We start from the raw sequence: 25,691 nt of genomic DNA, 5'->3' as shown, positions 1-25,691 counted from the left end.
CCGCCATGTCCACTCTCTTCAACATCCTCGCGATCCTCGTCATGATGGCGGTCGTCATCGTTCTGATTCGCGGCCTGATCAACATGATGCGCGGCGGCTCCGGCAGCACCTCCAACAAATTGATGCAGGCGCGCGTCATCCTGCAGGCGGTCGCCATCGTCTTCGTCGTGCTCGCCATGTACTACGCCAAGTCGCGGGGCGGCTGAGGGTTCCACAAGAGGTTCGATGGTCAAGCTCAACAAGATCTACACCCGCACCGGCGACAACGGCACGACCGGGCTCGGCACGCGCGAACGGCGACTGAAGAGCGATTTGCGCATCGCCGCCTTCGGCACGGTGGACGAGGCCAATGCCTGCATCGGCATGGCGCGCATCCACACGGCCAGGGACAATCCCGGCATCGACGCCATGCTGGCGGCGATCCAGAACGACCTGTTCGACCTCGGGGCCGACCTGGCAACACCCGACAACGGGGAAAAGCTGGAGTATGAGCCGCTGCGCATCGTCCACAGCCAGGTCGAGCGGCTGGAGCGCGACATCGACGCCCTGAACGCGCATCTCGCTCCCTTGCGCTCCTTCGTTCTGCCAGGCGGCACGCCGGCGGCAGCCGCGCTGCATCTGGCCCGCACCGTCTCGCGCCGCGCCGAAAGGCTCATGGTCGAGCTGAAGGCGAAGCCGGAGGAGATCGTCGGCGACGAGGCATTGCGCTACATCAACCGCGTCTCCGATTTCCTCTTCGTCGCCTCCCGCGCCGTCAATGACAATGGCGCGCGCGACGTGCTATGGGTTCCCGGGCAGAACCGATGAGATTTATAGCATTTTGCAGTCAGGTGGTTTCACCTGACGTCCGCACGAATGCAGAAAACAAAGAAGTAGAGCGGGCAACGTTTCCATGCGACGATGAACCGGTCTGGATAAGATTTACGGACCGTATCGGGGTCCGCAACGAGGGCTCCGATGTTCATACCGCTGCATGACGCCAACAGCCTTCGGCACATCAAACGGCAATATGTCACGCTGGCGCTGATCGCGCTCAATGTGATTGCCTATCTGGCGACCACCGTCGCCGGCGAGGATTTCGCCTTCGCGGCCGCCTTGGGGCTCGGCTACATCCCCTCCGTCTCGAACGATTTGGCAATGCTGCCGCCGGAATTGGATTGGGTGCCGGAACCTCTCACCTACATCACCTATTCCTTCCTGCACGGCGATCTGATGCATCTGGGCGGCAACATGCTGTTCCTGTGGGTGTTCGGCGACAATGTCGAGGATGCGCTCGGCCATTTCCGTTACCTGATCTTCTACCTCGCCTGCGCGGTTGCCGGCGCCTACATGCACGGCTTCATCGCGCCGGATTCCAACGCTCCGCTGATCGGCGCCTCGGGCGCCGTCGCCGGCATCGTCGCCGCCTATCTGATCCTGCATCCGCGGGTGAAGATCTGGGTGCTGGCCTTCGCCCGCATTCCACTGCGCATTCCCGCCTTCATCGTGCTGGCCTTGTGGATCGGCTTTCAGTTCCTGATGCTGTTCATCGACACGGAGAATCAGGTCTCCTGGGCGGCCCATGCCGGCGGCATCGTCGCCGGAGCCATCCTGGTCGTCCTCCTGCGGCGGCGCGACGTGCCGTTGTTCGACCGCCGCGTCGAGGCCCCTGAAGCCGTCGTGCTGGAAAAACCCGACATGGGAAAACCGATGGAAGGCGATCAGCCGCGCTGGGGCCGGCAATAGGAGCTCTCCAGCATATTGACGTGAACGTTAGGCCTCTCTACGGTCCCGCCAACTCCGGCGGCGAGCCGCGCCATGCGAGGGGAGGCCTGTCGAAAAAGCACCCCCGCATGTCGGCGTTCGGCCAACCGGCCGGTGCATTTGCTGGTAGTCAGCAACCGAACCGAAGTTCCCATCACGGAAGGTGAATGCGCATGAAAGTCCTTGTTCCGGTCAAGCGGGTCATCGACGCCAATGTGAAGCCGCGCGTCAAGGCGGACGGCTCTGGCGTCGAGCTGGCGAATGTGAAGATGGCGATGAACCCGTTTTGCGAGATCGCGGTGGAAGAAGCGATCCGCATGAAGGAAGCGGGCACGGTCGAGGAGATCGTCGTCGTTTCCATCGGACCGGAGAAGGCCCAGGAAACGCTGCGTACGGCGCTCGCCATGGGCGCCGACCGCGCCATCCTGGTAAAGACCGACGACACGGTGGAGCCGCTCGATGTGGCCAAGATCCTCAAGAGCGTGGTCGACGAGGAAAAGCCGCAGATCGTCATTCTCGGCAAGCAGGCGATCGACGACGATGCGAACCAGACCGGCCAGATGCTGGCGGCGCTGCTGGGCTGGAGCCAGGGCACCTTCGCCTCCAAGGTTGAGATCGCCGGCGGCAAGGCCAGGGTGACGCGCGAGGTCGACGGCGGCCTGCAGGTGGTCGAGTTGAAGCTGCCGGCCATCGTCACCACGGATTTGCGTCTCAACGAGCCGCGCTATGCCTCGCTGCCCAACATCATGAAGGCCAAGAAGAAGCCGCTCGACGCAAAGGCGCCCGGCGACTACGGCGTCACGGTCAAGCCGCGCCTGAAGGTGCTGAAGACGGAGGAGCCGGCCGGCCGCAAGGCAGGTGTCAAGGTGGGCTCGGTCGCCGAGCTGGTCGACAAGCTCAAGAACGAAGCCGGCGTGCTTTAGAGCATTTTGCAGTCAGGTGGGATCATCTGACGTCCGCATAAATGCGGGGAAACAAAAAGATGGAGCGTCCTTTATGCGCCCGAATGGACGCATGGTGCTCCAAGCGGAAGGGAAACGGACCATGGCCATTCTTTTGATTGCCGAACACGATAACAAGAGCCTTTCAGAGCAGACCGCCAAGGCGCTTTCCGCCGCAAGCAAGATCGGCCCGGACATCGATGTGCTGGTCGCCGGCAAGGGCGCCCAGGCAGCTGCCGATGCGGCGGCAAAGCTCGCCGGCGTGCGCAAGGTGCTGCTGGCCGAGAGCGATGCACTGGCCGAACAGCTTGCCGAGCCGATGGCCGACCTCGTCGTCTCGCTGGCCGACGGCTACGACACGTTTGTCGCGCCGGCCACGACGACCGGCAAGAACGTCATGCCGCGCGTGGCAGCCCTGCTTGACGTGATGCAGATATCCGACGTCGTCGACGTGATCGACGCCAAGACCTATCGGCGTCCGATCTATGCCGGCAACGCCATCCAGACGGTCGAATCGACCGATGCCAAGCGCGTGTTGACCATCCGCACGGCGACCTTCCAGGCTGCCGGCGAAGGCGGCTCGGCCGCGGTCGAAAGCGCCAATGCGCCGGCCGATGCCGGCCTGTCGAGCTTCGTCGAGAACCGCATCGCCGAAAGCGACCGCCCGGAGCTGACCTCGGCGCGGATCATCATCTCCGGTGGCCGCGCGCTGGGTTCGGCGGAAAAGTTCCAGGAGGTCATCCTGCCCGTCGCCGACAAGCTGGGCGCCGCCGTCGGCGCTTCCCGCGCCGCCGTCGATGCCGGCTACGCGCCGAACGACTGGCAGGTCGGCCAGACCGGCAAGGTGGTCGCGCCCGACCTGTACATCGCCTGCGGCATTTCCGGCGCCATCCAGCACCTGGCGGGCATGAAGGATTCCAAGGTCATCGTCGCCATCAACAAGGACGAGGAAGCGCCGATCTTCCAGGTCGCCGACTATGGCCTCGTCGCCGACCTCTTCGACGTCCTGCCGGAGCTGGAAAAGGCGCTCTGACAAAAGCACGACGCGACATCGTCAACGCAAAGCCCTGCCTCCCCGCGCGGCGGGGCTTTTACTTATCCGGGCTGCGACCCGCGCATCGGCGCAGATTCTTGATCGGCGGGGTAGACGACACCCGCCTGCCCAACTAGGTTGCACTGCAACAATAGCGACGAAGGGTGCTGTTGGCGCCCCACGGGATTTTTCGACATGACAGGCAAGATTGAGAAAGTGGGTGTGATCGGCGCCGGCCAGATGGGCAGCGGCATCGCACACGTGGCGGCGCTCTCCGGCTACGAGGTCAAGCTCTACGACCTGTCGGCCGAACGCATCGAGGCCGGCATCGCGACGATTTCCGGCAATATGGCGCGTCAGGTCTCTTCGGGAAAACTGGAAGACAAGGTGCGCCAGGATGCGCTGGACCGTATTTCGCCGGCCACGACGATGGAGGCGCTGGCCAACATGGATCTGGTGATCGAGGCGGCCACGGAGGACGAGACGGTCAAGCGCAAGATTTTTGCCCAGCTCTGCCCGGTCCTCAATCCCGAGGCGCTGGTCGCCACCAACACCTCGTCGATCTCCATCACCCGGCTGGCCGCGCAGACCGACCGCCCCGAGCGCTTCATCGGCATCCACTTCATGAACCCCGTTCCGGTGATGAAGCTGGTCGAGCTGGTGCGTGGCATCGCCACCGAGGACGACACGTTCGAGAAGTCCCGCGCCTTCGTCCAGAGCCTGGACAAGACGATCACCGTCGCCGAGGATTTTCCCGCCTTCATCGTCAACCGCATCCTGCTGCCGATGATCAACGAGGCGATCTACACGCTGTATGAGGGCGTCGGCTCGGTCGAAGCCATCGACACGGCGATGAAGCTTGGCGCCAATCACCCCATGGGACCGCTGCAGCTGGCCGATTTCATCGGCCTCGACACCTGTCTGTCGATCATGCAGGTTCTGTATGAGGGTTTAGCCGATTCCAAATACCGGCCCTGCCCGCTGCTGGTGAAATATGTCGAAGCGGGCTGGCTCGGCCGCAAGGCCGGACGCGGCTTCTACGACTATCGCGGCGAGACGCCGGTTCCCACACGCTGACTTTTCCTATTCGACGGCTTCCCGCCGCGCGGGCTTCCTTCGCGCGGCGGGTTTTGTGCGCCTGTGCTGGGCCGCCGTCGCCGAAATCTCGTCCATGCTGAACGCATCGACGGCGATCACGCGCTCGACCGCCGCCTGCACCTCTGTCATCTGCGCGAACTCGGCGTCGGTGATGAGCCCCATATCCAGCGCATCGCGCGCCTCGTGAACGCCCTTCTCGCGCATTTTCTTGTCGATCGGCGCGGCATCGACCACCAGCCGGAAAGCCTTCTCCAGATCCTTCAGCGGATGCTCGTCATGCCCGCCGCCCAGATAAAGGTCCGGCGTCAGCCGGTCGCGCTGCGCCGAGGGCTTGAGCAGGATCTCGGCCAGCCGCGTGCTCAGCCGATCGGCAGGCGCGGGATTGGGCACACCGAGCGGAAAGGCGATCAGCCGCACCAGCCACGCTGCCGGCCGAGCCGGCAGATTGTCGAGAACGCCGCGAAACGCCGTGCCGATGCGCGCCTCGCCGGCCAGCATCAGATAGTCGACGATCGGTCTGTCATCGGCCTGGCGTCCCTCGGTCTCAAAGCGTTTGAGGACCGCGCCAAGCAGATACAGTTCCGCCAGGATGTCGCCGAGCCGGGCCGAGATCATCTCCTTGCGCTTCAGCGCGCCGCCCAGCGTCAGCAGCGCGAAATCGGAGATCAGCGCGAACGCCGCCGCATGGCGCGACAGGCGCCGCCAATGGCCGGGCATCGCCGCATTCTTCGGTGACGGGCCGATCAGCCCTCCCGACCAGCCACGCACGAAAGCGCGTCCAGCCGTCTTGAAGGCGTGGCCGACATGCTTCCAGAAGATCGCGTCGAACCGGTCGAGCCCTTCTTCACGATCCTCGTTCGACAGAGCCAGCAACTCGTCCAGCATATAGGGATGCGAGCGGATCGCGCCCTGGCCGAAGATCATCAGATTGCGCGTCAGTATGTTGGCGCCCTCGACGGTGATGCCGACCGGCACGGCGCGGTAGGCCGCTCCCATATAGTTCTTCGGCCCGTCGATGATCGCTTTGCCGCCATGGATGTCCATCGCATGCTCGACCGAACGGCGCATCCGTTCCGTCGCGTGGTATTTCATGATCGCCGACAGCACCGAAGGCTTGTGCCCCTCGTCGAGCGCTGCGAGCGTCACCCGCCGTGCCGCGTCGATCAGGTAGGCATTGCCGCAGATCTCGGCCAGCGGTTCCTGGATGCCTTCGAACAGGCCGATCGGGACATTGAACTGCGTGCGGACCCGCGCATAGGCCCCCGTGGCGCGCGCGCACATGGCGGCCGATGCGGCCGATTGCGACGGCAGCGAAATGCTGCGTCCCGCCGCCAGCGCCGTCATCAGCATCGTCCAGCCCTGGCCGATCTGCGCCTCGCCGCCGAGAATGTGATCGAGCGGCACGAACACGTCCTTGCCATGCAACGGACCGTTCTGGAAAAAGGTGAACTGCGGAATGTGCCGATCGCCATGGCGCACGCCGTCGGTGTCGGTCGGCAGCAGCGCCACCGTGATGCCCAACGCCTCGCCGCGCCCGAGATGATTTTCCGGATCGTGCATCTTGAAGGCAAGCCCCATCACGCTGGCGATCGGGCCGAGCGTGATGTAGCGCTTGTGGAAATTGAGCCGCAGGCCGAGCACTTTCCGGCCCTTCCACATCCCGTATTCGACCACGCCCGTATCGGTCATCGCCGCCGCATCCGAACCCGCATGCGGCGAGGTCAATCCGAAACAGGGGATTTCCCGCCCGTCGGCGAGCCGTGGCAGCCAGTAGTCGCGTTGCTCGTCCGTGCCGAAATGCATCAGCAATTCACCCGGCCCGAGCGAGTTCGGCACCATCACCGTGACACCGGCAACGATGCTGGCGGACGAAACCGTGCGAACCACTTCGGAATGGGCCGTGTTGGAGAAACCCAGGCCCCCATAACGCTTGGGAATGATCATGCCGAAGAATTTCTTCTTGCGCATGAAATCCCAGACGGCCGGCGAAAGATCACGGTCGCGCCAATTGAGTGTCCAGTCCTCGACCATGCCGCACAATTCGCGCACCGGCCCGTCCATGAAAGCCTGTTCCTCCTCCGTCAGCCTGGCCGGCGGCATGGCGAGAAGCTTGTCCCAATCGGGATTGCCGGTGAACAGTTCGCCATCCCACCAGACGGTGCCGGCGTCGATGGCTTCGCGTTCGGTGTTGGAGATGGGCGGCATGATCTTGCGCGCCCAGCTGAAGATCGGCTTTGAAACGCGGTTGCGGCGAAATGTCGTGAAGCTCATGGCCGGCCTCCATTGTCCGGTGCACTATAACAATCATGCTGCTACAGGGCGAACGGCCCGCGCCGCTTCCGGTTCCGGGCCGAAGACGGGGATCAGGCGGCCGTCCGTCTGCGCTCGTGCTCGGCCAGATAGCCGGCGATGGCTTGCGAGCGGATCGGCCTGCTGAACAGGTGACCCTGCGCCTCGTCGCAGCCCATGGCGCGAATGATGCGCAATTGTTCCTCGCTCTCGACACCCTCGACCACGGTCGTCATGCCCAGGGTGAAGGCCAGGTTGACGATGGTCTGCACGATGGCCGCCTGGTCGGCGCTCTTGGCGATATCCTTGATGAAGAGCCGATCGATCTTGACCTTGTCGAAGGCGAATTTCTGCAGATAGCTTAGCGAGGAGTAACCGGTGCCGAAATCGTCCAGCGAGATGCGCGATCCAAGCTTGCGCAGCCGTTTCAAGTCGGTGTGCAGCTTGCGATTGTCTTCAAGCAGCAGTGTTTCGGTGATCTCCAGTTCCAATCGATGCGCTGGCGTATCGGTCTCGACCAGAACACGGGCAACCGTCTCGACGATATCGTCGCGCTTGAACTGCATCGGCGACAGGTTCGCGGCGATGCTGATGCTGTCCGGCAAGACCTTCAGTTCCAGGCAGACCTGCCGCAGGACCCATTCGCCCAGTTGCACGATCGCGCCCGTATCCTCGGCGATCGGAATGAACTCGTCGGGTGGGATCTGCCCATGCACGGGATGCGTCCAGCGCAGCAGAGCTTCGAACGTCGTCACCTTGTTGGCATCCAGGTCGATGATCGGCTGAAACACCAGATGGAACTGCTCATCGAGATTGGCTGCCCGAAGCTCGGCCTCGAGGGTCCTGCGCCTCTGCAGCCGCTTGTTCATGCCCTCTTCGTAGAAACGGTAGACGCCGCGTCCATCGGCCTTGGCCTGGTAGAGCGCCACATCGGCCTGCATCAGCAGATCGTCGGCTTCCTCGCCATTCGTTGTCGTCGCGATGCCGATGCTGGCGCCCGTCAGCACCTGGTGGCCGTCGATCAGATAGGGTTCGTCGATCGCTGCGATCAGCCTTTTGGCCAGGTTCACGGCTTGCTCTGCGCCGTCGAGATTGCCCTGCACCACGACGAATTCATCGCCGCCCAGCCGCGCCACACCATCCATTTCACGCACGGTATTCTTGATGCGCCGCGCCACTTCGCGCAAAAGCGCATCGCCGGCCGGGTGACCAAGCGTGTCGTTGATGCTCTTGAAATTGTCCAGGTCGACGCACATCACCGCGGTCGACAGAGCACGCTCCGCGCCGAGCCGCAGGGTTTCCTCCAGGCGCTCACGCATCATGAGGCGGTTCGGCAGATCGGTCAGCGTGTCGTGGCGCGCCATATAGGCCACCTGCGCCTGCGCCTTGTGCCGCTCCGTGATGTCCTCGTAGGTCGCCACCCAGCCACCGCCCTTCATCGGCTGGTGCGAAATAAGGATCGTCCGTCCATCTCCCAGTTCCTGGGTCAGCGTGTCGGAACGATTCTGCTCGATGAGCCTTGTCTGCAATGCGGCAATCCGCTCTGCTTCCTCCTTGTCGCACGCGCCTGCCGCGACCATGTTGCCGATCAGATCGGCGAACGACGCGCCCGGCTTCAGATGGTTGTGGGAGAATCTGTAAATGCTCTCCATCTTCTGATTGCTGACGATCAGCTTCTGCTGCGCGTCGAACATGCACAGGCCGTGCGACATGTTGTTCAGCGCCGTGTTGAACAGCACGTTCTGGGTGATCAGTTCTTCATTGGCGCGCCGCGCCGCCGCCGCGCTCTCCGCCAGTTCGGCGCTGGTGCGCAGGAGGTCCTCATTGGTCGCCTTCAAACGCCGCTGGACACTGATCTGCAGTCTGTGCTGCCAGCGCAGCATGGCGACGAAGACAAAGCCGCTGACCACGAGGCCAAGCGCCAGGATGGAGAATATCCAGTGCAGCTTGAGCAGTTCGCGCTGGTCGCGCGCCTGCGCCGTGGCGCCATATTCATTGGCCTGGGAAGCCAGCGCGATCATCTTGGGTTCCAGCGGCGCCGTCAGTTGCAGCGCCAGAAGAGTATTCTCCGGCTTGTCGATCTCCTTGATGAACGTGCCGATGCGGCGCACGGCTTCCGTCATGTCCTCGACGGTTTTTCGATTGTCGGGAAGTTCCGTCACGAAACCCAGGAATTCGCCGCTTTGAAAAAGATCCATGCGGCTGACCAGGATCTGGTAGCGCAGGTCCACATCCTGTTTCGTCGATTGCGGCGGGTCGACGAGCAGCCCCGCAAGCCTTTGCCTGAAGCGCAACAGCTCGTTCATGCCCTGGCTTGCGCTGAAGGCGATGTTGTAGCGGAAGATCTGGCTCAGCGCTTCCTGGCGTTGAAACACCAGCACGGAGATGTAAAGTGCCGACACGGCAAGGGCGACGATGCCGATGGTCAGCACCGTCTGCACCACGCGAGAGGCTGTGCGGCGCCCCGAAATCTCCGCAGCGGAGGCAGACATGACCTAAGCCTGTCTCGCGCCTATCGAACCGTCAAGCGTCTAACTTGCCAGACCGAGCGCGAATAGAATTTCTGCGTGCTCAACTCGGCGTCGGAATCATAGGGATAGATGATGAACAGAGGACCCTTGTCACTGACGGGCATGTAGTTTCCATCCCGCTTGAAGGCCAGGATCGTTCCATACTGGGCAAAGTCGGCGATCGGCACCGGCGCCTGATAGTCGTTCAACGCCGTCACCACCAGTTCCGCGCCATTTGCCTTGACGCGGTCCATCAGGCTGGTGAGGAGAGCCCCTTCGAACTCGACGGTACCGTTGAACCACGGCGTGCTGGTCTTGATCTTCGCGGTCTCGAGTTCCTCCAGCATCGCAAGGTCGAAATCAGCCGCTCCGTCTGCATTGGTGGCGCCGATCTTCCCTTCGATCGTCAGGATGACGTCTCCCGTGGGTTTCGGCAGCATTCCGTCCTGGGCAGCGGCGGGCATGGCCAGAGTGAGCAAAAATGCGGCGACAACCGCCACCCAGCCTCGTGTAAACTTCTGTTCTGTCGACATTTTGAAGCCTCTCTGCTGGTATGAAGGGGAATGCGTGCATCGTAGCGCCGGCTAACCAACAAGAGGTTAATGTCTTGTGCCGGCTTCACGCGAGAAGGGGTTCCGCGCGGACGGCGCATTGACAGGCATAAACCACGGTGCCAAACCTCCATTCCGCAGCGATCATACATCGAACCGCGTCAACAGCGGTACTGCTGAATTCGCAGGCTCGATTTCTGCTGGAATCACATATCCGCGCAGGGATCGCCGCCTTAAGGTCAGGTCACGGACCTTCGTCCCTGGGAGTGAGCGCAATGGAAACATACAAGGAATTCACCTTCGAGGCAGCCCACAAGCTGGAACCCTATTCGGGGCTGCACGGCCATTCCTTCAAAGTCTCCGTGCACCTCGTCGGCGATCCGGACCCGGTCTATGGCTGGGCCGCCAATTTGTACGAAGTCGAAAAGCAGATCGAGGCGGTCCACGCCATTCTCGACCATACCTACCTGAACGACATCGACGGGCTTTCCATTCCGTCGCTGGAGAATCTGGCCAAGTGGATTTTCGACAAGCTCGCGGAAAAATCTCCGACGCTCGACCGGGTCGAGCTGAAGCGCGGCGCCGACGGCCAGGCCGAAGGCTGCGTTTATCGCCGCCAGCAAGCCGCCTGAAAAAACGTCCTTGAAACAATGACTTGCGCGAATGGCAACGCCGCTGCGCAAGTCATCGGCTCCGGTCAGTTCTGCGCTGGCAAGACCGTGTCGATCAGCCGGGCGGCATCCGGACTTGCCCATTCGGCGGGGCCGTTCATATGCGCAAGCAGGCAGCCCTCCTCGTCGATCAGCAGGGTCGCCGGCAGGCCCAGCGCCAGGCTCTGGCTTTTCAGATCGTTGAAAACCTTCATCGAGCTGTCGCGATAATAGCCGAGCGACTGAATCCCTGTTTCCTTGAGGAAGGTTTTCGGCTTCTCGTCATCGCCGCGATCGACATTGACGGCGACCACTTCGAAAGTGTCCGACCCTTTCGCCTCCTGCAGCGCATCGAGCGCCGGCATCTCTTCACGGCACGGCGCGCACCATGTCGCCCAGAGGTTCAGCAGGACAACCTTGCCCGAGAAATCCGCCACGGACATCGGCGTGCCCTCCGGTCCGGTGAAGGCCAGGGATTTCATGGAACGCGGCGGATGCGCGGCCAACATGGCCGCGACCTCGCCCCTGGCCGCCTGCCCCGTCGCGCGGGCCTTCGCATCCTTGGCGGCACAGCTCGCATCGTCCGCCACCACCGTCATCGGCGCACCGGCGATGTTGCCATCCGGGCCGCCCTTCACGTATACCGCAATCGCACCTCCGACGGCGCCTGCGGCGACGGCAAGGACGATCAGGCGGAGTGCCGGGAATTTCCGTTTTTGCTTCGACATTTTTCTTTCCACACGAACACCCGGTTATCATGATGAGCGAAGACCAAGCCAGCAACCGCATGTGGGGTGGACGTTTTGCCTCAGGGCCTGACGCCGTCATGGAAGCGATAAACGCCTCCATCGGCTTCGACAAGAAACTCTACGCCCAGGACATTCGCGGCAGCCTGGCCCACGCCGCCATGCTGGCCAAGACTGGCATAATTTCGGCGGACGACGAAAAAAACATCGCTCACGGGCTCAACACGATCCTGTCAGAGATCGAGACCGGCAGTTTCACCTTTTCCACGCGGCTCGAAGACATCCACATGAATGTCGAGGCGCGGCTGGCCGAGCTGATCGGCCCGGCCGCCGGGCGCCTGCACACGGCGCGCTCGCGCAACGACCAGGTGGCGCTCGACTTCCGGCTCTGGGTGAAGGAGGAATTGCAGCGTGTGGACGCCGCCCTCGGCAGGCTCCTGGAGGCCTTCGTCGCCCGTGCAGAGGAGCATGCGGCCAGCGTCATGCCCGGTTTCACCCATCTGCAATCGGCCCAGCCCGTCACCTTCGGCCATCATCTGATGGCTTATGTGGAGATGTTCGGCCGCGACCGCAGCCGTGTCCGCGACGCCATCGAGCGGCTTGACGAAAGCCCGATCGGCGCCGCCGCGCTCGCCGGCACCGGTTTCCCGGTAGACCGGCACATGACGGCGAAGGCGCTTGGCTTCCGTGAACCGACGCGCAATTCCATCGACACGGTCTCGGACCGTGATTTCGCCCTGGAGTTCCTCTCCCTGTCGGCCATCTGCGCCGTCCATCTGTCGCGGCTGGCCGAGGAGATCGTCATCTGGTCGACGCCGCAATTCGGCTTCGTGCGCCTGTCGGACTCCTTCTCCACCGGCTCCTCCATCATGCCGCAGAAGAAGAACCCGGATGCCGCTGAACTGATCCGCGCCAAGACCGGCCGCATCAATGGCGACCTGATCGCCCTCCTGACCGTGATGAAGGGCCTGCCGCTCGCCTATTCGAAGGATATGCAGGAAGACAAGGAGGCGGTCTTCGACGCCGCCGAGACGCTCGACCTGATGCTGGCGGCCATGACCGGCATGATCGGCGATCTCGTGGTCAACAAGGATGCGATGAAGAGGGCGGCCGGCGCCGGCTTCTCGACCGCCACGGACCTGGCCGACTGGCTGGTGCGCGAGGCCGGCCTGCCGTTCCGCGAGGCCCACCACGCGACCGGCCGCGCCGTGGCCCTGGCCGAGGAAAGGAAATGCGGCCTCGAAAAGCTGCCGCTCGAGGACCTGCAGGCCATCAACCCATCCATCACCGACGGCGTCTATTCGGTGCTGTCGGTCGCCAATTCGGTCAGGAGCCGCACCTCCTATGGCGGCACCGCCCCTTCCGAGGTGCGCCGCCAGATCCGCGCCTGGAAGAAACGGCTGAAACGGGATGCAAGCCCGGCAAAAAACCGCTAAAACGCAGCGCACGCATTTTCAAGGAACGGAACGCCTCATGATGGCCCGCAGAACGCTCACCCTTCTCATGCTCGGCCTGGTCCTGGGCCTGGTCGCCTGCGGGCGCAAGGCGCCGCTTGATTCACCCTATGAAGCGGCCATCGATGCGCGAAAACAGGCGGAGCAGAACGACGAACCCGTGCCGGCGGCGCCAAAGAAGCCGGTCGCCGACCGCCCGTTCATCCTCGACAGGTTGCTGTAGAGCATTTTGCAGCCGAATGGATTCATTTGGCGTCGCATAAATGCGGTGAAAACAAGCAGATAGGGTGTTTTGAGTGAGCTTGTATTCACGAAAAGCACCCTAACTTCCAGCTGAAAGCCAGTTTCCGTGAACCATTTCGATTACCGCGACGGCGTGCTGTACGCCGAGGACGTGCCGGTGCCGGCCATCGCCGCCGCCGTCGGCACGCCGTTCTACTGCTATTCCACCGCCACGCTGACCCGTCATTACCGCGTCTTCTCCGAAGCCTTTGCGGGGCTGGATGCGCTGGTCTGCTATGCCGTGAAAGCCAATTCCAACCAGGCTGTCTTGAAGACGCTGGCCGCGCTCGGCGCCGGCATGGATGTCGTCTCGGAAGGCGAATTGCGCCGCGCACTGGCCGCCGGCGTCCCGGCCGGCAAGATCCTGTTTTCCGGCGTCGGCAAGACCGCCGCCGAAATGGATACGGCGCTGCAGGCCGGCATTCTCTGCTTCAACGTCGAATCGAAGCCTGAGCTGGATCTCTTGTCCGCCCGCGCCACGGCGCTGGGCGTCACCGCCAACATCTCGCTGCGCATCAATCCCGACGTCGATGCCAGGACGCACAGGAAGATCTCCACCGGCAAGGCGGAAAACAAGTTCGGCATCGCCTGGAAGGAAGCGCGCGCCGCCTATGCGCATGCCGCCCAGCTTCCGGGGCTGAAAGTGACAGGCATCGACATGCATATCGGCAGCCAGATCACCGAGCTGCAGCCTTTCGACGACGCCTTCGCATTGCTGACCGAACTTACCCAGACGCTGCGTACCGACGGCCACGCCATCGAGCATGTGGATCTCGGCGGCGGGCTGGGCGTGCCCTATGCGGAGGACGGAGACCAGCCGCCCCTGCCCGAGGCCTATGCGGCGGTCGCCCGCAAGCATGTCACCAAGCTTGGCCTGAAGGTGATGCTGGAACCCGGCCGTCTGATCGCCGCCAATGCCGGCATTCTGGTTACCGAGGTGCTGTTCCGCAAGGACGGCGAGGCGAAGAACTTCGTCATCGTCGATGCGGCCATGAACGATCTCATCCGCCCCACCCTGTACGAGGCTTTCCACGCGATCCGCCCCGTCAGGCAGGCGTCGGCGGACGCTGCGCGCATGACCGCCGACGTGGTCGGCCCGGTCTGCGAGACGGGCGACTATCTGGCGCTCGACCGTGACGTGCCCCATTTGCAGCCCGGCGACCTGATTGCCATCGGCTCGGCCGGCGCCTACGGCGCGGTGCAGTCCAGCACCTACAATTCCCGGCTTCTGGTGCCGGAAGTGCTGGTCAGCGGAGACCGCTTCCATGTGGTGCGTCCGCGCCCAAGCTACGAGCAGCTTCTGGCGCTGGATTCGCTGCCCGATTGGCTGGCCGAGTGAAAGCCGCTTGCGCGTAGCAATCGCGGATCACAATTTCGCGCGCTGCCTCGCCTTCGCCGCGTTTGCTGCTATCCTTGCCGAACAAGGCGTGCGTGATTCATCGCCCGCCACGGCGAGGTGCTGAGAGTGCCGATGGCTGAAACACCCGAACGGCAGATGTTCCCCGGCAGACGGCTCGCCAGGCTGGCGCGCGCGCGCTTCGCCGTGCGCTGCATCATGCTGGTCGAGCGCCTGTGGCCCTTGGTCCTGCCGATCCTTGTCATCGCGAGCGTGTTTCTCTCCCTTTCCTGGTTCGGCCTGTTTCGCCTGATGGCCGACCAGTTGCGGCTTGGCATCCTCGTTGCCCTCAGCCTGGGCAGTCTCGCCGCTATATGGCCGTTGCGCGGTTTTCGCCCACCGACATCTGCTGAAATCGACCGCCGCATCGAGCGCGCCAACCAGTTGGAGCACGAGCCGGTCGCCACCCAGTCCGACCGCCTGGCCGGCCAGGCGGATGGTTTCGCCGCCGCACTCTGGCGCGAGCATCAGAAGCGCATGGCCGGCAAGCTCGACAATCTCCACGGCGACCTGCCTCAAACGCGCGTTCCCGAACGCGATCCATGGGGCCTGCGCGCCGCGGCCGCCCTGTTCCTCATCACCGCAGCCGCCTTTTCCACCGGCCCCTATGGCGGCACCGTGCTGGATGCGTTCCGCGCTCATGGCGGCGCCGAGATTATACCTCCACGCATCGACGCCTGGGTCACCCCGCCCGCCTATACCGGCCGCGCGCCGATCTACCTGACCGCCGAGGCCAACCGCCAGACAGAGCTCTTCACCGTCCCGCAGGGGAGCATCCTTGCCTTGCGCGTCACCGGCGGCTCGGGCACCGAGACCCTGTCCCTGCTTGACGCGACGGGTGCGGAGACGGCGATCGACCCGGAAGGCGCTTCGCAGGCGGAAGCCACGGCCAGTGTGAATGCCGCCCGGCGCTTCTCCAGGCCGCTCGAACGGGACGGCAAGCTGGTCCTCAAGCGCGGTGATACGGAGATCGAGGACTGGCTGTTTGCCGTCACACCGGACACGCCGCCGCAAATACGCTTTGCCGAGGATCCAAAACGCGCCGTCAACGGCACTCTGGAATTGGCCTATGAGATCGAGGACGATTACGGCGCGGCATCCGCCGAAGCGCTTTTCAAGCCCTCGGTGGACGAGCAGGGCACCCGGCCGCTTTACGAAGCGCCCGACCTGCCTCTGTCCCTGCCGCGCCGCGATGGCAAGACCATCGCCGCCAAGACCGCGCGCGACCTGACCGAGCATCCTTGGGCCGGCAGCCCGGTCGAGTTGACGTTGAAAGCCGTCGATGCCGCCGGGCAGGAAGCCCTGAGCGAAACCAGGAAGCTGGTACTGCCGGAGCGCAGCTTCACCAATCCGCTCGCCAAGGCGCTCATCGAGCAGCGCCGCATCCTGGCGCTCGACGCCAACAAGAAGCCGCGCGTCCTGACCTTGATGGACGCCGTGCTCACCTGGCCCGAGGAAACGCTGACCAACCTGTCGCATTTCCTCGGCGTGTCCGGCGCCCGCACCAGGCTTTCCATGGCGCAAAGCGACGACCAGTTGCGCGGCGTGGTCGACTATCTGTGGGAAATCGCGCTGGTCATCGAGGACGGCGATCTGTCGGCTGCCGAGAAGCGCCTCCGCCAGGCCCAGGAAGCCTTGAAGCAGGCGCTCGAAAACGGCGCCAGCGAGGAAGAAATCGCCAAGCTGATGGATGAACTGCGCAGCGCCATGCAGGAGTTCCTGCGCGAATTCGCCGAGCGCGCAAGGCAGAACCCCGATCTCGCCGACCAGATGCCGCAGAATGGCCAGATGCTCAGCCAGAACGACCTGGAACGCATGCTCGACCAGATCGAGGAACTGGCGAAATCCGGCGCGCACGAGCAAGCGCGCGATCTGCTGTCGCAGCTCGAGAACATGATGAACAATCTGCAGGCAGGCCGCCCGCAGCAGGGTCAGCAAGGCCAGCAATCCGAGATGCGTCGTCAGATGGATGAGCTGGGCAATCTCATGCGCCGCCAGCAGGAACTGATGAACGAGACCTTCCGCATGGACCAGATGCAACGCGGCCAGGAAGGCCAAGGTCAGCAAGGTCAGCGACAGCAAGGCGATGGCCAGCAACCCGGCGAGGGGCAGCAAGGAATGACGCCGGAGGAATTCGCTGACGCCATGCGCGGCCTGCAGCAGGGCCAAGGTGGCTTGCGCGGCGATCTCGACAACCTGATGAAGGGCCTCGAAGGCATGGGCATCAAGCCGGGCGAGGGCTTTGGAGAAGCCGGCGAGGCGATGGGCGAGGCCGAGGGCTCATTGGGAGAAGGCCAGGGCGAACAGGCCGTCGGCGAGCAGGGCCGCGCCTTGGAGGCGCTGCGGCGCGGCGCGCAGGACATGATGAACCAGATGCAACAGGCCATGCGCGGCGAGCAGGGCGGCGGCGAGCAGGGGTTCCGTCAGGGCAATAACGGCCGCGACCCGCTTGGCCGGCCGCAGGCGACCACCGGGCCGGATTTCGGCGATTCGGTTCAGGTGCCCGACGAGATCGACACGCAGCGCGCCCGCCAGATTCTCGACGCCATCCGCAAGCGGCTGGGTGACGCGCTGAGCCCGGCGCTGGAAAAGGAATATCTCGAACGGCTGCTCGACATTCGGTAGCCGGTTTGCCGTTTGCGGCAATGAAATCCACGGCTGCTAGGGGAAGCAGCGCGGGTCGCGCCTTCCCGAACGGGAGATCAGGCAGTCAACGCCTCGCCGACCCGTTTGCGCAGTTCGCTCAGCGTGAACGGCTTGTTGACCACGCCCGACACGGTGCCTTCCAGCTCCACCGCGCGCTCGCGCTGGTCCGCATAGCCGGTCATCAGCAGGAGCCGCAGTCCGGGAAAGGCATTCGCGGCGGCGCGCGCCATCTCGATCCCGTCCATGGCCGGCATGCGGATGTCGGAAAGAACAAGGTCGTAGTCGCCGGACGTGGCGTTGATCTTCTCGAGGCCTTCCAGCCCGTCGCCAGCCGTTTCCACGCGGTGACCATCGGCGCTCAATGCGCGCGCGGTGAAGGTTCGGACGGATTCGTCGTCCTCGACGATCAAGAGCTTTGCCATGACCCGTTTTCGCCCGATCCGATTACGCTTCGGTAAACGCCTGTAGCATTTTGCAGTCAGGTGGTTTCACCTGACGTCCGCACAAACGCGGAAAAACAACGAGATAGATCGCCTCATCGCCAGTTCGCGCAGGAAGTCTCAGGCGTCGCCCTTGACCACCCCGACAAAAGGCAACTCACGAAACGCGTGCGCCACATCCATGCCATAGCCGACGACGAAATAATCTGGGCACTCGAAACCGATGAAGTCGGCATCGACCGTCGTCTGCCGGCGCGAATGCTTGTCGAGCAGGACGGCGATGGAAACGGATTTGGCGCCGCGCGACAGCATCAGTTCGCGCGTGTGCTTCAGCGTGTTGCCTGATTCCAGAATGTCGTCGATGAGCAGGACATCACGTCCGGCGACGTCGTTGTCGATGTCGCGCAGCACCTTGACGGTGCCGCTTTCCGTCCCCGCCCCGTAGCTCGAGATCATGATGAACTCGACCTCGGGCGAAATGCCGACATCGTGCATGGCGCGGATCAGGTCGGCGGCGAAAATGAACGAGCCCTTCAGCACCGAGATGACGAGCAGGTCGTCATATTCCCGGTCGGCGATTTCCTTCGCCAGCTCTAGATTTCTCCTGGCGATGGCCGAGGCGGAGAACAACACCTCGATTTCCTTGCCGCGAACCACAGGCATAGGCCGCGCTCCCTGTTATTGGTCTGACCCAAACAGATGGTACCCATCTGTTTGGATCGCACCACTATGACGGTCTGAACGTCACGGATACGGATTTGACCCCTTCACTAGGCGCCACGAGCCGGCTGGAGAAGGGAAAGCGCGTGCCGGGGTCGAGCTGTTGATCGTTTGTCCCCAGGAAATAGCGCGTCGTCGAACCGTCGCGCGCCAGGACATCGATCGACAGGCCGGGAACGGAAACCGTCCGGTCGCCCTCGTTGAGCGCCGCTCCATCGACGAAGAGCAGGGATTTCCCGCCGTGTCGTTCGACACGGCTCTGCACATCCACGAGGCGCAGGGCTTGCGCCGGCGCGCTCGCCGGCAGGATGGCCAGGTCATGAACGAGACTGTGTCCACCGGCGATCCAGAAGGCGCCGGCGACCAGGACTGCCCCGAAAAGCCAGAACAGCGGTCCCCCACGGCCGCCACCGCTGCGCGACACGCCGGCTCCCGGCCGCAGCATGTCGAGCCCCGCAACGCCGACGTCGGTGGGTTTGGCCGCTGGCGCGGTGTCCCTGTCGCGACTGCGGGAGCCGCCGGTCGGGACGGTCTCGTATTCCGCGTCAACGGTGTCGCGCGCGTGACGCGCCGGCTGCGGGCGCTCCAGCGGGGCGCCCGGCACCATAATTTCGCCCGAGATAGGGCGTGCGCTGTCCAATTGCCTCATGCGGCCATGCTGTCCTTTTGCGACCCGCCGTTCCGAGGTAAATGGAAATGGTTAATGCTTCGCCATCCGCCGCGCATTTACAGGGCCGGGCGTCCTTTGGGACGCACCAAGGACGCCGTACCGCTCACCACGCCGCCTGTTGGCGCGGAATCGTCCCGGCCGGAGCGGGGTTTTGGCGGTCAGGCATGGATCCTCGGGTCAGAGCCCGAGGATGGCGAGCGGGTGGGGAAGAATGATGCCGACCGTCAACCTCGACGATTGACACGAACGCCTGTGCAATTCGTCATCCTCGGGCTCTGACCCGAGGATCCATACCGGAACGGTGCAGAAGTGCGCCGGGGCCGGAGCGGCGCGGGGCACAGTGTCGTGTACGGTGTTGGAACGCGCAAAGGACGCTGTAAGTTACTGCATCTGTGCATCGTGCTTTGCGAAGATCGATTCCGGTTCTCGCGCCGATGCCGTAGCCGAAGTTAACTTGCTATTAACCATGCGCGCTGATGGTCTGGCCGGGGTCGCACCAGGCAGCGCCCACCACTGAGAGAACGCAGGTTTTTCGTGATTCGCTTTGAAAATGTCGGCCACAGATATGGGATGGGTCCGGAGATCCTCCGTGACGTGTCGTTCAACCTGCCCGAGCGCTCGTTCCAGTTCCTGAGCGGCCCTTCCGGCGCGGGCAAGACGACGTTGTTGCGCCTTCTGTTCATGTCGCTCAAGCCGACGCGCGGGCTGATCACCATTTTCGGCAAGGACCGGTCGAAGATCACCCGCACGGAGCTGCCGCTCCTGCGCCGCAACATCGGCGTCGTGTTCCAGGATTTCCGCCTGCTGGACCACCTCACCACCTATGAGAACGTCGCCCTTCCGCTGCGCGTGCGCGGCCGCGAGGAGGCAAGCTACCGCGCCGATGTGATCGAGCTTCTGAAATGGGTCGGTCTGGGTGAACGCATGCACGTGCTGCCGCCGATCCTGTCGGGCGGTGAGAAACAGCGCGCCGCCATCGCCCGCGCCCTGATCGAGCAGCCGCGCATCCTTTTGGCCGACGAACCGACCGGCAATGTCGATCCGCAGCTTGCCCGCCGCCTGTTGCGCCTGCTGATCGAGCTCAACCGGCTGGGCACGGCGGTGATGATCGCCACCCATGATCTGGGCCTGATGGACCAGGTGGACGCGCGCCGCATGGTTCTTTCCGCCGGAAGGCTCGAAATCTATGACTGACACCACCCGCCTGCTCAAGAATCTCGGCGCGCGCCTCGGCTCCGGCGCGCGCGGCGCGGTGGCCAAGAAGCAGATGCCCATCGTTCCCTCCGACAACGTCGCCGGGCGCGCCATGGTCCTGGTCATCGCCATCATGACCTTCCTGTCCTGCCTGACGCTCGGCGCGGTGACCCTGGTGCGCGACACCGCCGCCACCTGGCAGACGCAGATCTCCCGCGAGGCGACCATCCAGATCAAGCCCGAGGATGGGCTCGACATGGCGGAGGCGCTGATCAGGGTGCGCGACATCGCCACCGGCTTCGCCGGCGTCAGCAGCGCCAGCATCGTCGACGCACAGGCGACCGCCCGTCTGCTCGAACCGTGGCTCGGCGCCGGGCTCGACATCGAGAGCCTGCCCGTGCCGCGATTGGTCATCGTCACGCTCGACCCCGCATCCCGGCCGGATTTCGCCGCCATACGCACAGCGCTCCAGCAGGCCGTGCCGAGCGCCACGCTCGATGATCATCGCACCTGGGTCGACCGGCTGGTCGCCATGGCCCGCACCACGGTAACCATCGGCGTGACCGTCCTCGGGCTGATGCTGTCCGCCACGGCACTGACCGTTATCTTCGCCACGCGCGGCGCAATGGCCGGCAACGGCCACATCATCGAGGTGCTGCATTTCGTCGGCGCCGAGGCATCCTTCATCGCCTCGCAGTTCCGCCGCCACTTCCTGCTGGCCGGCATGAAAGGTGCGGCCGCCGGCGGCATCGGCGCGATCATTGTCTTCATCGTGTTCTACTGGTGGTCGTCGCGCAACATGGCGACACCCGAGGCGGACCAGGCCACCGCCCTGTTCGGCAATTTCGCCATCGGCCCGTCCGGCTATCTCGGCGTCGGCGTGATCGTCGCCCTCATCGCGGCCCTGACGGCTGCGACCTCGCACATCACCGTGCTGTCGTATCTGAAAAAGGTCGATGCCAGCCATCCCGACGGGATTTAGCGCCGGCGATGGCCACAGGCTTTTCACCGGGCAGCCGCAGGCCGACTATCCATCGCCGTAATTTGCCGCTAACCATCGGGTCATGATGCAGGAAACCCAGCAAGGTCGGGATGGCCAGGGAGCACAGTTGCGCCGAAGCCGATCCGGCGCGCGCGTCGCCTTGCGCTTGGCGGGCCTCACCGCCCTCTTGACGATCATTGCCTTTCTTGCCGGGTTCGGCCTGTTTGCCGACCATATCGGCCATCTTGCGGCGCCGGGCGAAATCGAGGACGCCGACGGCATCATCGTGCTCACCGGCGGCCAGTCACGTATCGACGCGGCCATCGGCCTGCTCAAGGCCGGCAAGGGCAAGCGGCTGCTGATCAGCGGGGTCAATCCCATCGCCCGCGCCGATGACCTGCGTGTTGCGACAGGCGGCGACAAGGCGCTGTTCGAGTGCTGCGTCGACATCGACCATGCGGCACTCGACACGATCGGCAATGCCGAGGAAAGCGCCAAATGGGTGACCGCCAACACCTATGGCAGCATCATCCTGGTGACCAACAACTATCATATGCCGCGCAGCCTTCTGGAAATGCGCCGCATTCTGCCGGAAGCGCGCGTCCAGCCCTATCCGGTGGTCAACACGCCGCTCGACGACGGCGCGTGGCTCGCCAAGCCGGACGCGTTGCGCGTGCTGGCGACCGAGTACACCAAATACGTCGCCGCCCTCATTCGCGAAGTCGTGCCACTGCGCCGGCATGTGGCGAGCGGCGTGCCGCCACGGCCGAAAACAGCCGCCGCCGGCCCCTCCTGAAGGTGCCGCTTTGTCTTCGCGTGGGCATGATGTAAGAGCCTGAGTTGCCTGTGCCGCCTGTGCCGAATGCAACGGACCCGCTCGATGCTCTTTCTTCGTTCCGCCCTGTTCAACGTCGCCTTCTATCTGAACCTGATCGTCCAGATGCTGTTCTGGACACCGTATTTCTTCCTGGCGCCGCGCAAGAAAGCCTGGTTCGTGCCGAAATTCTGGGCAGCCTCCAGCCTCTGGCTGCAGCGCGTGATCACCGGCGGCCGGAGCGAGATCAGCGGGCTCGAGAACCTGCCCGACGGCCCCTGCATCATCGCCCCGAAGCACCAGTCCTTCTGGGACACGATCGCCTTCCTGCCCCACATTCCCGACGCGCTTTACATCCTGAAACGCGAACTGATGTGGATCCCCTTTTTCGGCTGGTATGTCGCCAAGATGCGCATGATCCCGATCGACCGCGGCAGCCGCACCAAGGCGCTGAAGCAGGCCGTCCGCACCGCCCATATGCTGATGAAGGACAACCGTCAGCTGATCATCTATCCCGAAGGGACCCGCCGCCCTCCCGGCGCCGAGCCGTCCTACAAATACGGCATCGTCGAACTCTACGTGCAACTGGGCGTTCCGGTCGTGCCCGTCGCCCATGCGGCCGGGCTGTTCTGGCCGAGGCGTCAGTTCATGCGCTATCCGGGCGTCATCCGCGCCCGCTTCCTGCCACCCATAGAACCGGGCCTGCCGCGCGACGTGTTTCAGGAGCGCCTGGTGCGCGAGACGGAGGAGGCCTGCGACGCGATGCTGGTGGAGGCCGCCAACGCAGAAAACCCGCCGCCCTTGCCCGACACGGCACGCAGGCGGCTCGCCGAACTCAACGCAGCAGCTCAGCGCTAATCGATCCTCGCGCCCACCCGCGCCGCCACGGCCTCCAGCCAATGGTCGCGAATGCCGAGCGCCTTCAGGTGCTCGATCGTGTTCAGCACGTAATCCTCGTTGCGTCCGGATTGCCCGACCGAGCCGGTCACCCGCTCAGCCGCATGCGCGACATCGATGCCGCCGGCATATTGCGGATGCGCCCGGTCGACCACATAAGCCAGCGCCGCGACCGGCGGCCCGTCCTCCAGGCGCACGACCAGACGGCGTTCGAGATAGACATTGGTGACGAGTTCCCGCTCGCGCAGATAGGCCACCACCTCGTCATGCAGATCGCCCGGCACGCGAAACGCCAGCCCCAGGCAGGAACCGCCACGGTCGAGCCCCAGCACCAGCCCCGGCTGGTCCGGCGAGCCGCGATGCACGTGGGAATAAACACACAAGGCGCGCCGATAACCGTGAAGCCGCGCTTTCCTGGTCTCGACATGGGCAAAACCCGGCCGCCACATCAGCGATCCATAGCCAAAGACCCAAAAATCGTCCATATCACCTGTCCAATGCCTACTGCATCGGCCTGAAAATCGGAATCGATTTTCGGAAAGCACGATGCATGGTTTAAAAATGTTAGAGCGTCCTTTGTGCGTCCTGTTGGACGCACGGCGCTCTTTTGGTCCCAACGCCAGTTGGTATCGTGTCGAGATCGGCCGGTCGCCGTGCCGACCGGGTTAGCCGGAGGACTGGATGCCGTCAAGAAAACGCGCCAAGCGCAGCTACAGCCGCCGGTTCTTCTGGCTCCTGATGCTCATCGTCGTTGCGGTGCTGGCCTATACCGGCGCCTGGTACTATGCCGCCAATCTGCTCGAAACGCGCACCACCGCATTGATCAGCGGGCTCAACGGCGACCAGCGCCGTGCCAGTTGCGAGGAGCCCTCGGCGCGCGGCTACCCGTTTCGCATCGGCCTTTTCTGCCGCAGCGTGTTCTACGAGGATGCCGAAAACGGCATCTCGCTGAGCGCCGGCAACTTCCGTTCCGCCGCGCAGATCTACCAGCCTCTGCGCACCGTGGGCGAACTGGACGGCCCGGCGCGCATCGCCCTGCCCTTCATGCCCGCCGCCCTGAAGGCCAGTTGGCAGAACATGCGGCTGAGCGCCCGCCTGACGGAGAAGCTGCCGCAGCGCGTCTCCAGCGAGGCGCAGAAGCTGGTCCTCGTTTCCGACGAAGCCACAGCGGAACCCATCGCTGAGGCCGACACCTTGCAAACGCACATGCGCCGCAACGAAGCCGACCTGGACGTCGCCATAGTGACGAGCAGGCTGTCGCTGGCGCCGGGCATCACCGGCGATGTAGCGATCCCGCCATTGAGCGGCGAACTTCTCGTCAGCATCGACGACGGCGTGGCGTTGCTCGGTGAGAGGGCGTTGCAATTGCGCGGCCGCTCCGGGACGATCCAGAGCCTGAGCGTCAAGGCTGCCGACAGCGAGGCCGGCATGACCCTTGCCGGGCCGGTGGAGATCGATACCGACGGGCTCATCAGCGCACAATTCAAGGTGACGCTGCGCGAACCTCAGGCGATCGCTCAACTTGCCGCGCAGGCGTTTCCCGAACAGCGCGACCAGATCCGCTCGGTCATGGCCGCCCTGTCGAGCCTCGGTGCGGCGCCGACCCTGCCGGTGACCATCCGCCGGGGTCGCGTGTCGATCGGCTTTCTGCCGCTCGGAGACATTCCGCCTGTGCAGTAAGCCTTATGGCTTTTCGGGATGCGCCAACTCGGGATGCGCGAGGGCGTGGCGGCCGAAATCCGGCACGTCGATATCCTGGCCGGCCTCGATGATCGAGCGGCGGATGGCCCGCGTGCGGGTGAACATCTCGAACAGCTTGTCGCCGTCCCCCCAGCGGATCGCCCGCTGCAGCGCCGACAGATCCTCCGAGAAACGCGCCAGCATTTCCAGAATCGCCTCGCTGTTGTGCAGGCACACATCGCGCCACATGGTCGGGTCGGAGGCGGCCAGGCGCGTGAAATCGCGGAAACCCGAGGCAGAATATTTGATGACTTCCGATTTCGTCACCGCTTCCAGATCGTCCGCCGTGCCGACGATGTTGTAGGCGATGATGTGCGGCAGGTGCGAGACGATGGCGAGCACCATGTCATGGTGTTCCGGGTCCATCGTTTCGACCATCGCGCCGCAGCGTTCCCAGAACGCCGTCAGCCGGGCAAGCGCCTCGGCATCGGTGTCGCCGAGCGGCGTCAGGATGCACCAACGCCCGTCGAACAATTCGGCGAAGCCCGCATCGGGGCCCGAATTCTCCGTACCGGCAATCGGGTGGCCAGGGATGAACCGGACGTTTTCCGGCAGGTGCGGTCGCATCTGGGCGATGACCGACCCCTTGGTCGATCCCACGTCGGTGACGATGGCGCCCGGCTTCAGGGCCGGTGCGATCGCCTCGGCGACCGCGCCCGATGCGCCGACCGGCACCGAGACGATGACCAGGTCCGCGTCGCGCACCGCATCCGCTGCCTGGCGCTCGTAATCGTCGCCGAGCCCGAGCGCGCGGGCACGCTCCAGCGTCGCCTCGCTGCGTGTTGAGACCGTCACCGAACGGGCCAGCCCCGCCCGGCGGATGGCATGCGCCAGGGATGAGCCGATCAGGCCGATGCCGATCAGCGCGACCTTGTCGAAAAGCGGTTCAGGCACG

General features: G+C 64.1%; 25 protein-coding genes. 16 read left to right on the top strand and 9 right to left on the bottom strand.

What is annotated here, in order from left to right; translation table 11 throughout:
- Positions 1 to 5: 5 nt before the first annotated feature.
- The 6 genes from AB843_RS02220 to AB843_RS02195 all read left to right on the top strand — a co-directional run bounded on the left by AB843_RS02220 (position 6) and on the right by AB843_RS02195 (position 4,794).
- Positions 6 to 206: a twin transmembrane helix small protein gene (locus tag AB843_RS02220; protein ID WP_048645116.1), complete on the top strand. Its 201-nt coding sequence runs from the start codon at positions 6 to 8 to the stop codon at positions 204 to 206.
- Positions 207 to 225: 19 nt separating this feature from the next.
- On the top strand, positions 226 to 807 hold the full coding sequence (locus AB843_RS02215; protein WP_048645115.1) for a cob(I)yrinic acid a,c-diamide adenosyltransferase: 582 nt from the start codon (positions 226 to 228) through the stop codon (positions 805 to 807).
- Between the two features lie 150 nt (positions 808 to 957).
- On the top strand, positions 958 to 1,725 hold the full coding sequence (locus AB843_RS02210) for a rhomboid family intramembrane serine protease (protein ID WP_048645114.1): 768 nt from the start codon (positions 958 to 960) through the stop codon (positions 1,723 to 1,725).
- A 191-nt stretch (positions 1,726 to 1,916) separates the two neighbouring features.
- Positions 1,917 to 2,666, top strand: a complete 750-nt coding sequence (locus AB843_RS02205; RefSeq protein ID WP_048645214.1) for an electron transfer flavoprotein subunit beta/FixA family protein — start codon at positions 1,917 to 1,919, stop codon at positions 2,664 to 2,666.
- Between the two features lie 121 nt (positions 2,667 to 2,787).
- Positions 2,788 to 3,717: an electron transfer flavoprotein subunit alpha/FixB family protein gene (locus AB843_RS02200; protein WP_048645113.1), complete on the top strand. Its 930-nt coding sequence runs from the start codon at positions 2,788 to 2,790 to the stop codon at positions 3,715 to 3,717.
- A gap of 195 nt (positions 3,718 to 3,912) precedes the next feature.
- On the top strand, positions 3,913 to 4,794 hold the full coding sequence (locus AB843_RS02195) for a 3-hydroxybutyryl-CoA dehydrogenase (protein ID WP_048645112.1): 882 nt from the start codon (positions 3,913 to 3,915) through the stop codon (positions 4,792 to 4,794).
- 6 nt (positions 4,795 to 4,800) lie between these two features.
- Here AB843_RS02195 and AB843_RS02190 read toward each other — a convergent pair whose 3' ends face one another.
- From AB843_RS02190 to AB843_RS02180, 3 genes are all read right to left on the bottom strand, one after another.
- The gene (locus AB843_RS02190; protein ID WP_048645111.1) at positions 4,801 to 7,086 is read right to left on the bottom strand and encodes an acyl-CoA dehydrogenase; all 2,286 of its coding nucleotides are present in this window, start codon (positions 7,084 to 7,086) and stop codon (positions 4,801 to 4,803) included.
- 92 nt (positions 7,087 to 7,178) lie between these two features.
- Complete coding sequence (locus tag AB843_RS02185) at positions 7,179 to 9,596, bottom strand: putative bifunctional diguanylate cyclase/phosphodiesterase (protein ID WP_048645110.1); 2,418 nt, start codon at positions 9,594 to 9,596, stop codon at positions 7,179 to 7,181.
- 20 nt (positions 9,597 to 9,616) lie between these two features.
- Positions 9,617 to 10,054 carry a putative pterin-binding protein gene (locus AB843_RS02180; protein WP_244467872.1) on the bottom strand — a complete coding sequence of 146 codons (438 nt, stop codon included), beginning with the start codon at positions 10,052 to 10,054 and terminating at the stop codon, positions 9,617 to 9,619.
- A 386-nt stretch (positions 10,055 to 10,440) separates the two neighbouring features.
- On the opposite strand from AB843_RS02180, the gene AB843_RS02175 reads away from it, so the two are divergent.
- Complete coding sequence (locus AB843_RS02175; protein ID WP_048645108.1) at positions 10,441 to 10,797, top strand: 6-pyruvoyl trahydropterin synthase family protein; 357 nt, start codon at positions 10,441 to 10,443, stop codon at positions 10,795 to 10,797.
- Between the two features lie 65 nt (positions 10,798 to 10,862).
- Here AB843_RS02175 and tlpA read toward each other — a convergent pair whose 3' ends face one another.
- Positions 10,863 to 11,543, bottom strand: a complete 681-nt coding sequence (gene tlpA, locus AB843_RS02170) for a thiol:disulfide interchange protein TlpA (protein WP_048645107.1) — start codon at positions 11,541 to 11,543, stop codon at positions 10,863 to 10,865.
- Between the two features lie 32 nt (positions 11,544 to 11,575).
- Between tlpA and argH the strand changes: the two genes are divergently transcribed.
- The 4 genes from argH (at position 11,576) to AB843_RS02150 (ending at position 17,318) form a co-directional block, all read left to right on the top strand.
- Complete coding sequence (argH, locus tag AB843_RS02165; RefSeq protein ID WP_048645213.1) at positions 11,576 to 12,997, top strand: argininosuccinate lyase; 1,422 nt, start codon at positions 11,576 to 11,578, stop codon at positions 12,995 to 12,997.
- A gap of 37 nt (positions 12,998 to 13,034) precedes the next feature.
- Positions 13,035 to 13,238 carry an LPS translocon maturation chaperone LptM gene (gene lptM, locus AB843_RS02160; RefSeq protein WP_048645106.1) on the top strand — a complete coding sequence of 68 codons (204 nt, stop codon included), beginning with the start codon at positions 13,035 to 13,037 and terminating at the stop codon, positions 13,236 to 13,238.
- Between the two features lie 126 nt (positions 13,239 to 13,364).
- Positions 13,365 to 14,636 carry a diaminopimelate decarboxylase gene (gene lysA, locus AB843_RS02155; protein ID WP_048645105.1) on the top strand — a complete coding sequence of 424 codons (1,272 nt, stop codon included), beginning with the start codon at positions 13,365 to 13,367 and terminating at the stop codon, positions 14,634 to 14,636.
- A 132-nt stretch (positions 14,637 to 14,768) separates the two neighbouring features.
- On the top strand, positions 14,769 to 17,318 hold the full coding sequence (locus AB843_RS02150; protein WP_048645104.1) for a TIGR02302 family protein: 2,550 nt from the start codon (positions 14,769 to 14,771) through the stop codon (positions 17,316 to 17,318).
- Positions 17,319 to 17,395: 77 nt separating this feature from the next.
- On the opposite strand, the gene AB843_RS02145 is transcribed toward AB843_RS02150, so the two are convergent.
- From AB843_RS02145 to AB843_RS02135, 3 genes are all read right to left on the bottom strand, one after another.
- Positions 17,396 to 17,761: a response regulator gene (locus tag AB843_RS02145; protein ID WP_048645103.1), complete on the bottom strand. Its 366-nt coding sequence runs from the start codon at positions 17,759 to 17,761 to the stop codon at positions 17,396 to 17,398.
- 138 nt (positions 17,762 to 17,899) lie between these two features.
- Positions 17,900 to 18,442 (bottom strand): hypoxanthine phosphoribosyltransferase, encoded by a 543-nt coding sequence (hpt, locus tag AB843_RS02140; RefSeq protein ID WP_048645102.1) that lies wholly within the window; start codon positions 18,440 to 18,442, stop codon positions 17,900 to 17,902.
- A 64-nt stretch (positions 18,443 to 18,506) separates the two neighbouring features.
- Entirely contained in the window at positions 18,507 to 19,106 is a 600-nt protein-coding gene (locus tag AB843_RS02135) for a hypothetical protein (protein ID WP_244467871.1), read from the bottom strand.
- Positions 19,107 to 19,703: 597 nt separating this feature from the next.
- On the opposite strand from AB843_RS02135, the gene ftsE reads away from it, so the two are divergent.
- From ftsE to AB843_RS02115, 4 genes are all read left to right on the top strand, one after another.
- Positions 19,704 to 20,363, top strand: a complete 660-nt coding sequence (gene ftsE / locus AB843_RS02130) for a cell division ATP-binding protein FtsE (RefSeq protein WP_048645100.1) — start codon at positions 19,704 to 19,706, stop codon at positions 20,361 to 20,363.
- Positions 20,356 to 21,345 carry a cell division protein FtsX gene (locus tag AB843_RS02125; RefSeq protein ID WP_048645099.1) on the top strand — a complete coding sequence of 330 codons (990 nt, stop codon included), beginning with the start codon at positions 20,356 to 20,358 and terminating at the stop codon, positions 21,343 to 21,345. The genes ftsE and AB843_RS02125 overlap by 8 nt, the downstream gene beginning before the upstream one ends.
- 82 nt (positions 21,346 to 21,427) lie before the next feature.
- Entirely contained in the window at positions 21,428 to 22,141 is a 714-nt protein-coding gene (locus tag AB843_RS02120; protein WP_048645098.1) for a YdcF family protein, read from the top strand.
- Positions 22,142 to 22,225: 84 nt separating this feature from the next.
- Positions 22,226 to 23,017, top strand: coding sequence for a lysophospholipid acyltransferase family protein (locus tag AB843_RS02115; RefSeq protein WP_048645097.1), 792 nt, complete (start codon positions 22,226 to 22,228; stop codon positions 23,015 to 23,017).
- Here AB843_RS02115 and AB843_RS02110 read toward each other — a convergent pair.
- On the bottom strand, positions 23,014 to 23,541 hold the full coding sequence (locus tag AB843_RS02110) for a gamma-glutamylcyclotransferase (protein WP_048645096.1): 528 nt from the start codon (positions 23,539 to 23,541) through the stop codon (positions 23,014 to 23,016). The genes AB843_RS02115 and AB843_RS02110 overlap by 4 nt on opposite strands.
- A 196-nt stretch (positions 23,542 to 23,737) precedes the next feature.
- Here AB843_RS02110 and AB843_RS02105 point away from each other — a divergent pair, with 196 nt between their 5' ends.
- On the top strand, positions 23,738 to 24,736 hold the full coding sequence (locus AB843_RS02105; RefSeq protein ID WP_048645095.1) for a DUF2125 domain-containing protein: 999 nt from the start codon (positions 23,738 to 23,740) through the stop codon (positions 24,734 to 24,736).
- 3 nt (positions 24,737 to 24,739) lie between these two features.
- Here the strand turns inward: AB843_RS02105 and AB843_RS02100 are convergent, their stop codons facing one another.
- Positions 24,740 to 25,690: a prephenate/arogenate dehydrogenase family protein gene (locus AB843_RS02100; protein WP_048645094.1), complete on the bottom strand. Its 951-nt coding sequence runs from the start codon at positions 25,688 to 25,690 to the stop codon at positions 24,740 to 24,742.
- Position 25,691 lies beyond the last annotated feature (1 nt).

The organism is Nitratireductor soli (genome assembly GCF_001050155.1).
GTDB classification, from domain to species: Bacteria; Pseudomonadota; Alphaproteobacteria; order Rhizobiales; family Rhizobiaceae; genus Nitratireductor; species Nitratireductor soli.
Note: the sequence above shows the minus strand (reverse complement) of the source record. Positions and strands in the feature narration are given on the sequence as shown.

Excerpts from the sequence above, each read along its gene's own strand:
- AB843_RS02180 (WP_244467872.1), bottom strand. The coding sequence starts at position 10,054 with ATGCTGCCGAAACCCACGGGAGACGTCATCCTGACGATCGAAGGGAAG.
- AB843_RS02210 (WP_048645114.1), top strand. The coding sequence starts at position 958 with ATGTTCATACCGCTGCATGACGCCAACAGCCTTCGGCACATCAAACGG.
- AB843_RS02115 (WP_048645097.1), top strand. The coding sequence starts at position 22,226 with ATGCTCTTTCTTCGTTCCGCCCTGTTCAACGTCGCCTTCTATCTGAAC.
- AB843_RS02120 (WP_048645098.1), top strand. The coding sequence starts at position 21,428 with ATGATGCAGGAAACCCAGCAAGGTCGGGATGGCCAGGGAGCACAGTTG.
- AB843_RS02220 (WP_048645116.1), top strand. The coding sequence starts at position 6 with ATGTCCACTCTCTTCAACATCCTCGCGATCCTCGTCATGATGGCGGTC.
- AB843_RS02195 (WP_048645112.1), top strand. The coding sequence starts at position 3,913 with ATGACAGGCAAGATTGAGAAAGTGGGTGTGATCGGCGCCGGCCAGATG.
- lptM (WP_048645106.1), top strand. The coding sequence starts at position 13,035 with ATGATGGCCCGCAGAACGCTCACCCTTCTCATGCTCGGCCTGGTCCTG.
- AB843_RS02150 (WP_048645104.1), top strand. The coding sequence starts at position 14,769 with ATGGCTGAAACACCCGAACGGCAGATGTTCCCCGGCAGACGGCTCGCC.
- AB843_RS02215 (WP_048645115.1), top strand. The coding sequence starts at position 226 with ATGGTCAAGCTCAACAAGATCTACACCCGCACCGGCGACAACGGCACG.
- AB843_RS02105 (WP_048645095.1), top strand. The coding sequence starts at position 23,738 with ATGCCGTCAAGAAAACGCGCCAAGCGCAGCTACAGCCGCCGGTTCTTC.
- AB843_RS02200 (WP_048645113.1), top strand. The coding sequence starts at position 2,788 with ATGGCCATTCTTTTGATTGCCGAACACGATAACAAGAGCCTTTCAGAG.
- AB843_RS02135 (WP_244467871.1), bottom strand. The coding sequence starts at position 19,106 with ATGGTGCCGGGCGCCCCGCTGGAGCGCCCGCAGCCGGCGCGTCACGCG.
- AB843_RS02175 (WP_048645108.1), top strand. The coding sequence starts at position 10,441 with ATGGAAACATACAAGGAATTCACCTTCGAGGCAGCCCACAAGCTGGAA.
- AB843_RS02110 (WP_048645096.1), bottom strand. The coding sequence starts at position 23,541 with ATGGACGATTTTTGGGTCTTTGGCTATGGATCGCTGATGTGGCGGCCG.
- AB843_RS02125 (WP_048645099.1), top strand. The coding sequence starts at position 20,356 with ATGACTGACACCACCCGCCTGCTCAAGAATCTCGGCGCGCGCCTCGGC.
- AB843_RS02185 (WP_048645110.1), bottom strand. The coding sequence starts at position 9,596 with ATGTCTGCCTCCGCTGCGGAGATTTCGGGGCGCCGCACAGCCTCTCGC.
- tlpA (WP_048645107.1), bottom strand. The coding sequence starts at position 11,543 with ATGTCGAAGCAAAAACGGAAATTCCCGGCACTCCGCCTGATCGTCCTT.
- AB843_RS02205 (WP_048645214.1), top strand. The coding sequence starts at position 1,917 with ATGAAAGTCCTTGTTCCGGTCAAGCGGGTCATCGACGCCAATGTGAAG.
- AB843_RS02190 (WP_048645111.1), bottom strand. The coding sequence starts at position 7,086 with ATGAGCTTCACGACATTTCGCCGCAACCGCGTTTCAAAGCCGATCTTC.
- argH (WP_048645213.1), top strand. The coding sequence starts at position 11,576 with ATGAGCGAAGACCAAGCCAGCAACCGCATGTGGGGTGGACGTTTTGCC.
- AB843_RS02145 (WP_048645103.1), bottom strand. The coding sequence starts at position 17,761 with ATGGCAAAGCTCTTGATCGTCGAGGACGACGAATCCGTCCGAACCTTC.
- hpt (WP_048645102.1), bottom strand. The coding sequence starts at position 18,442 with ATGCCTGTGGTTCGCGGCAAGGAAATCGAGGTGTTGTTCTCCGCCTCG.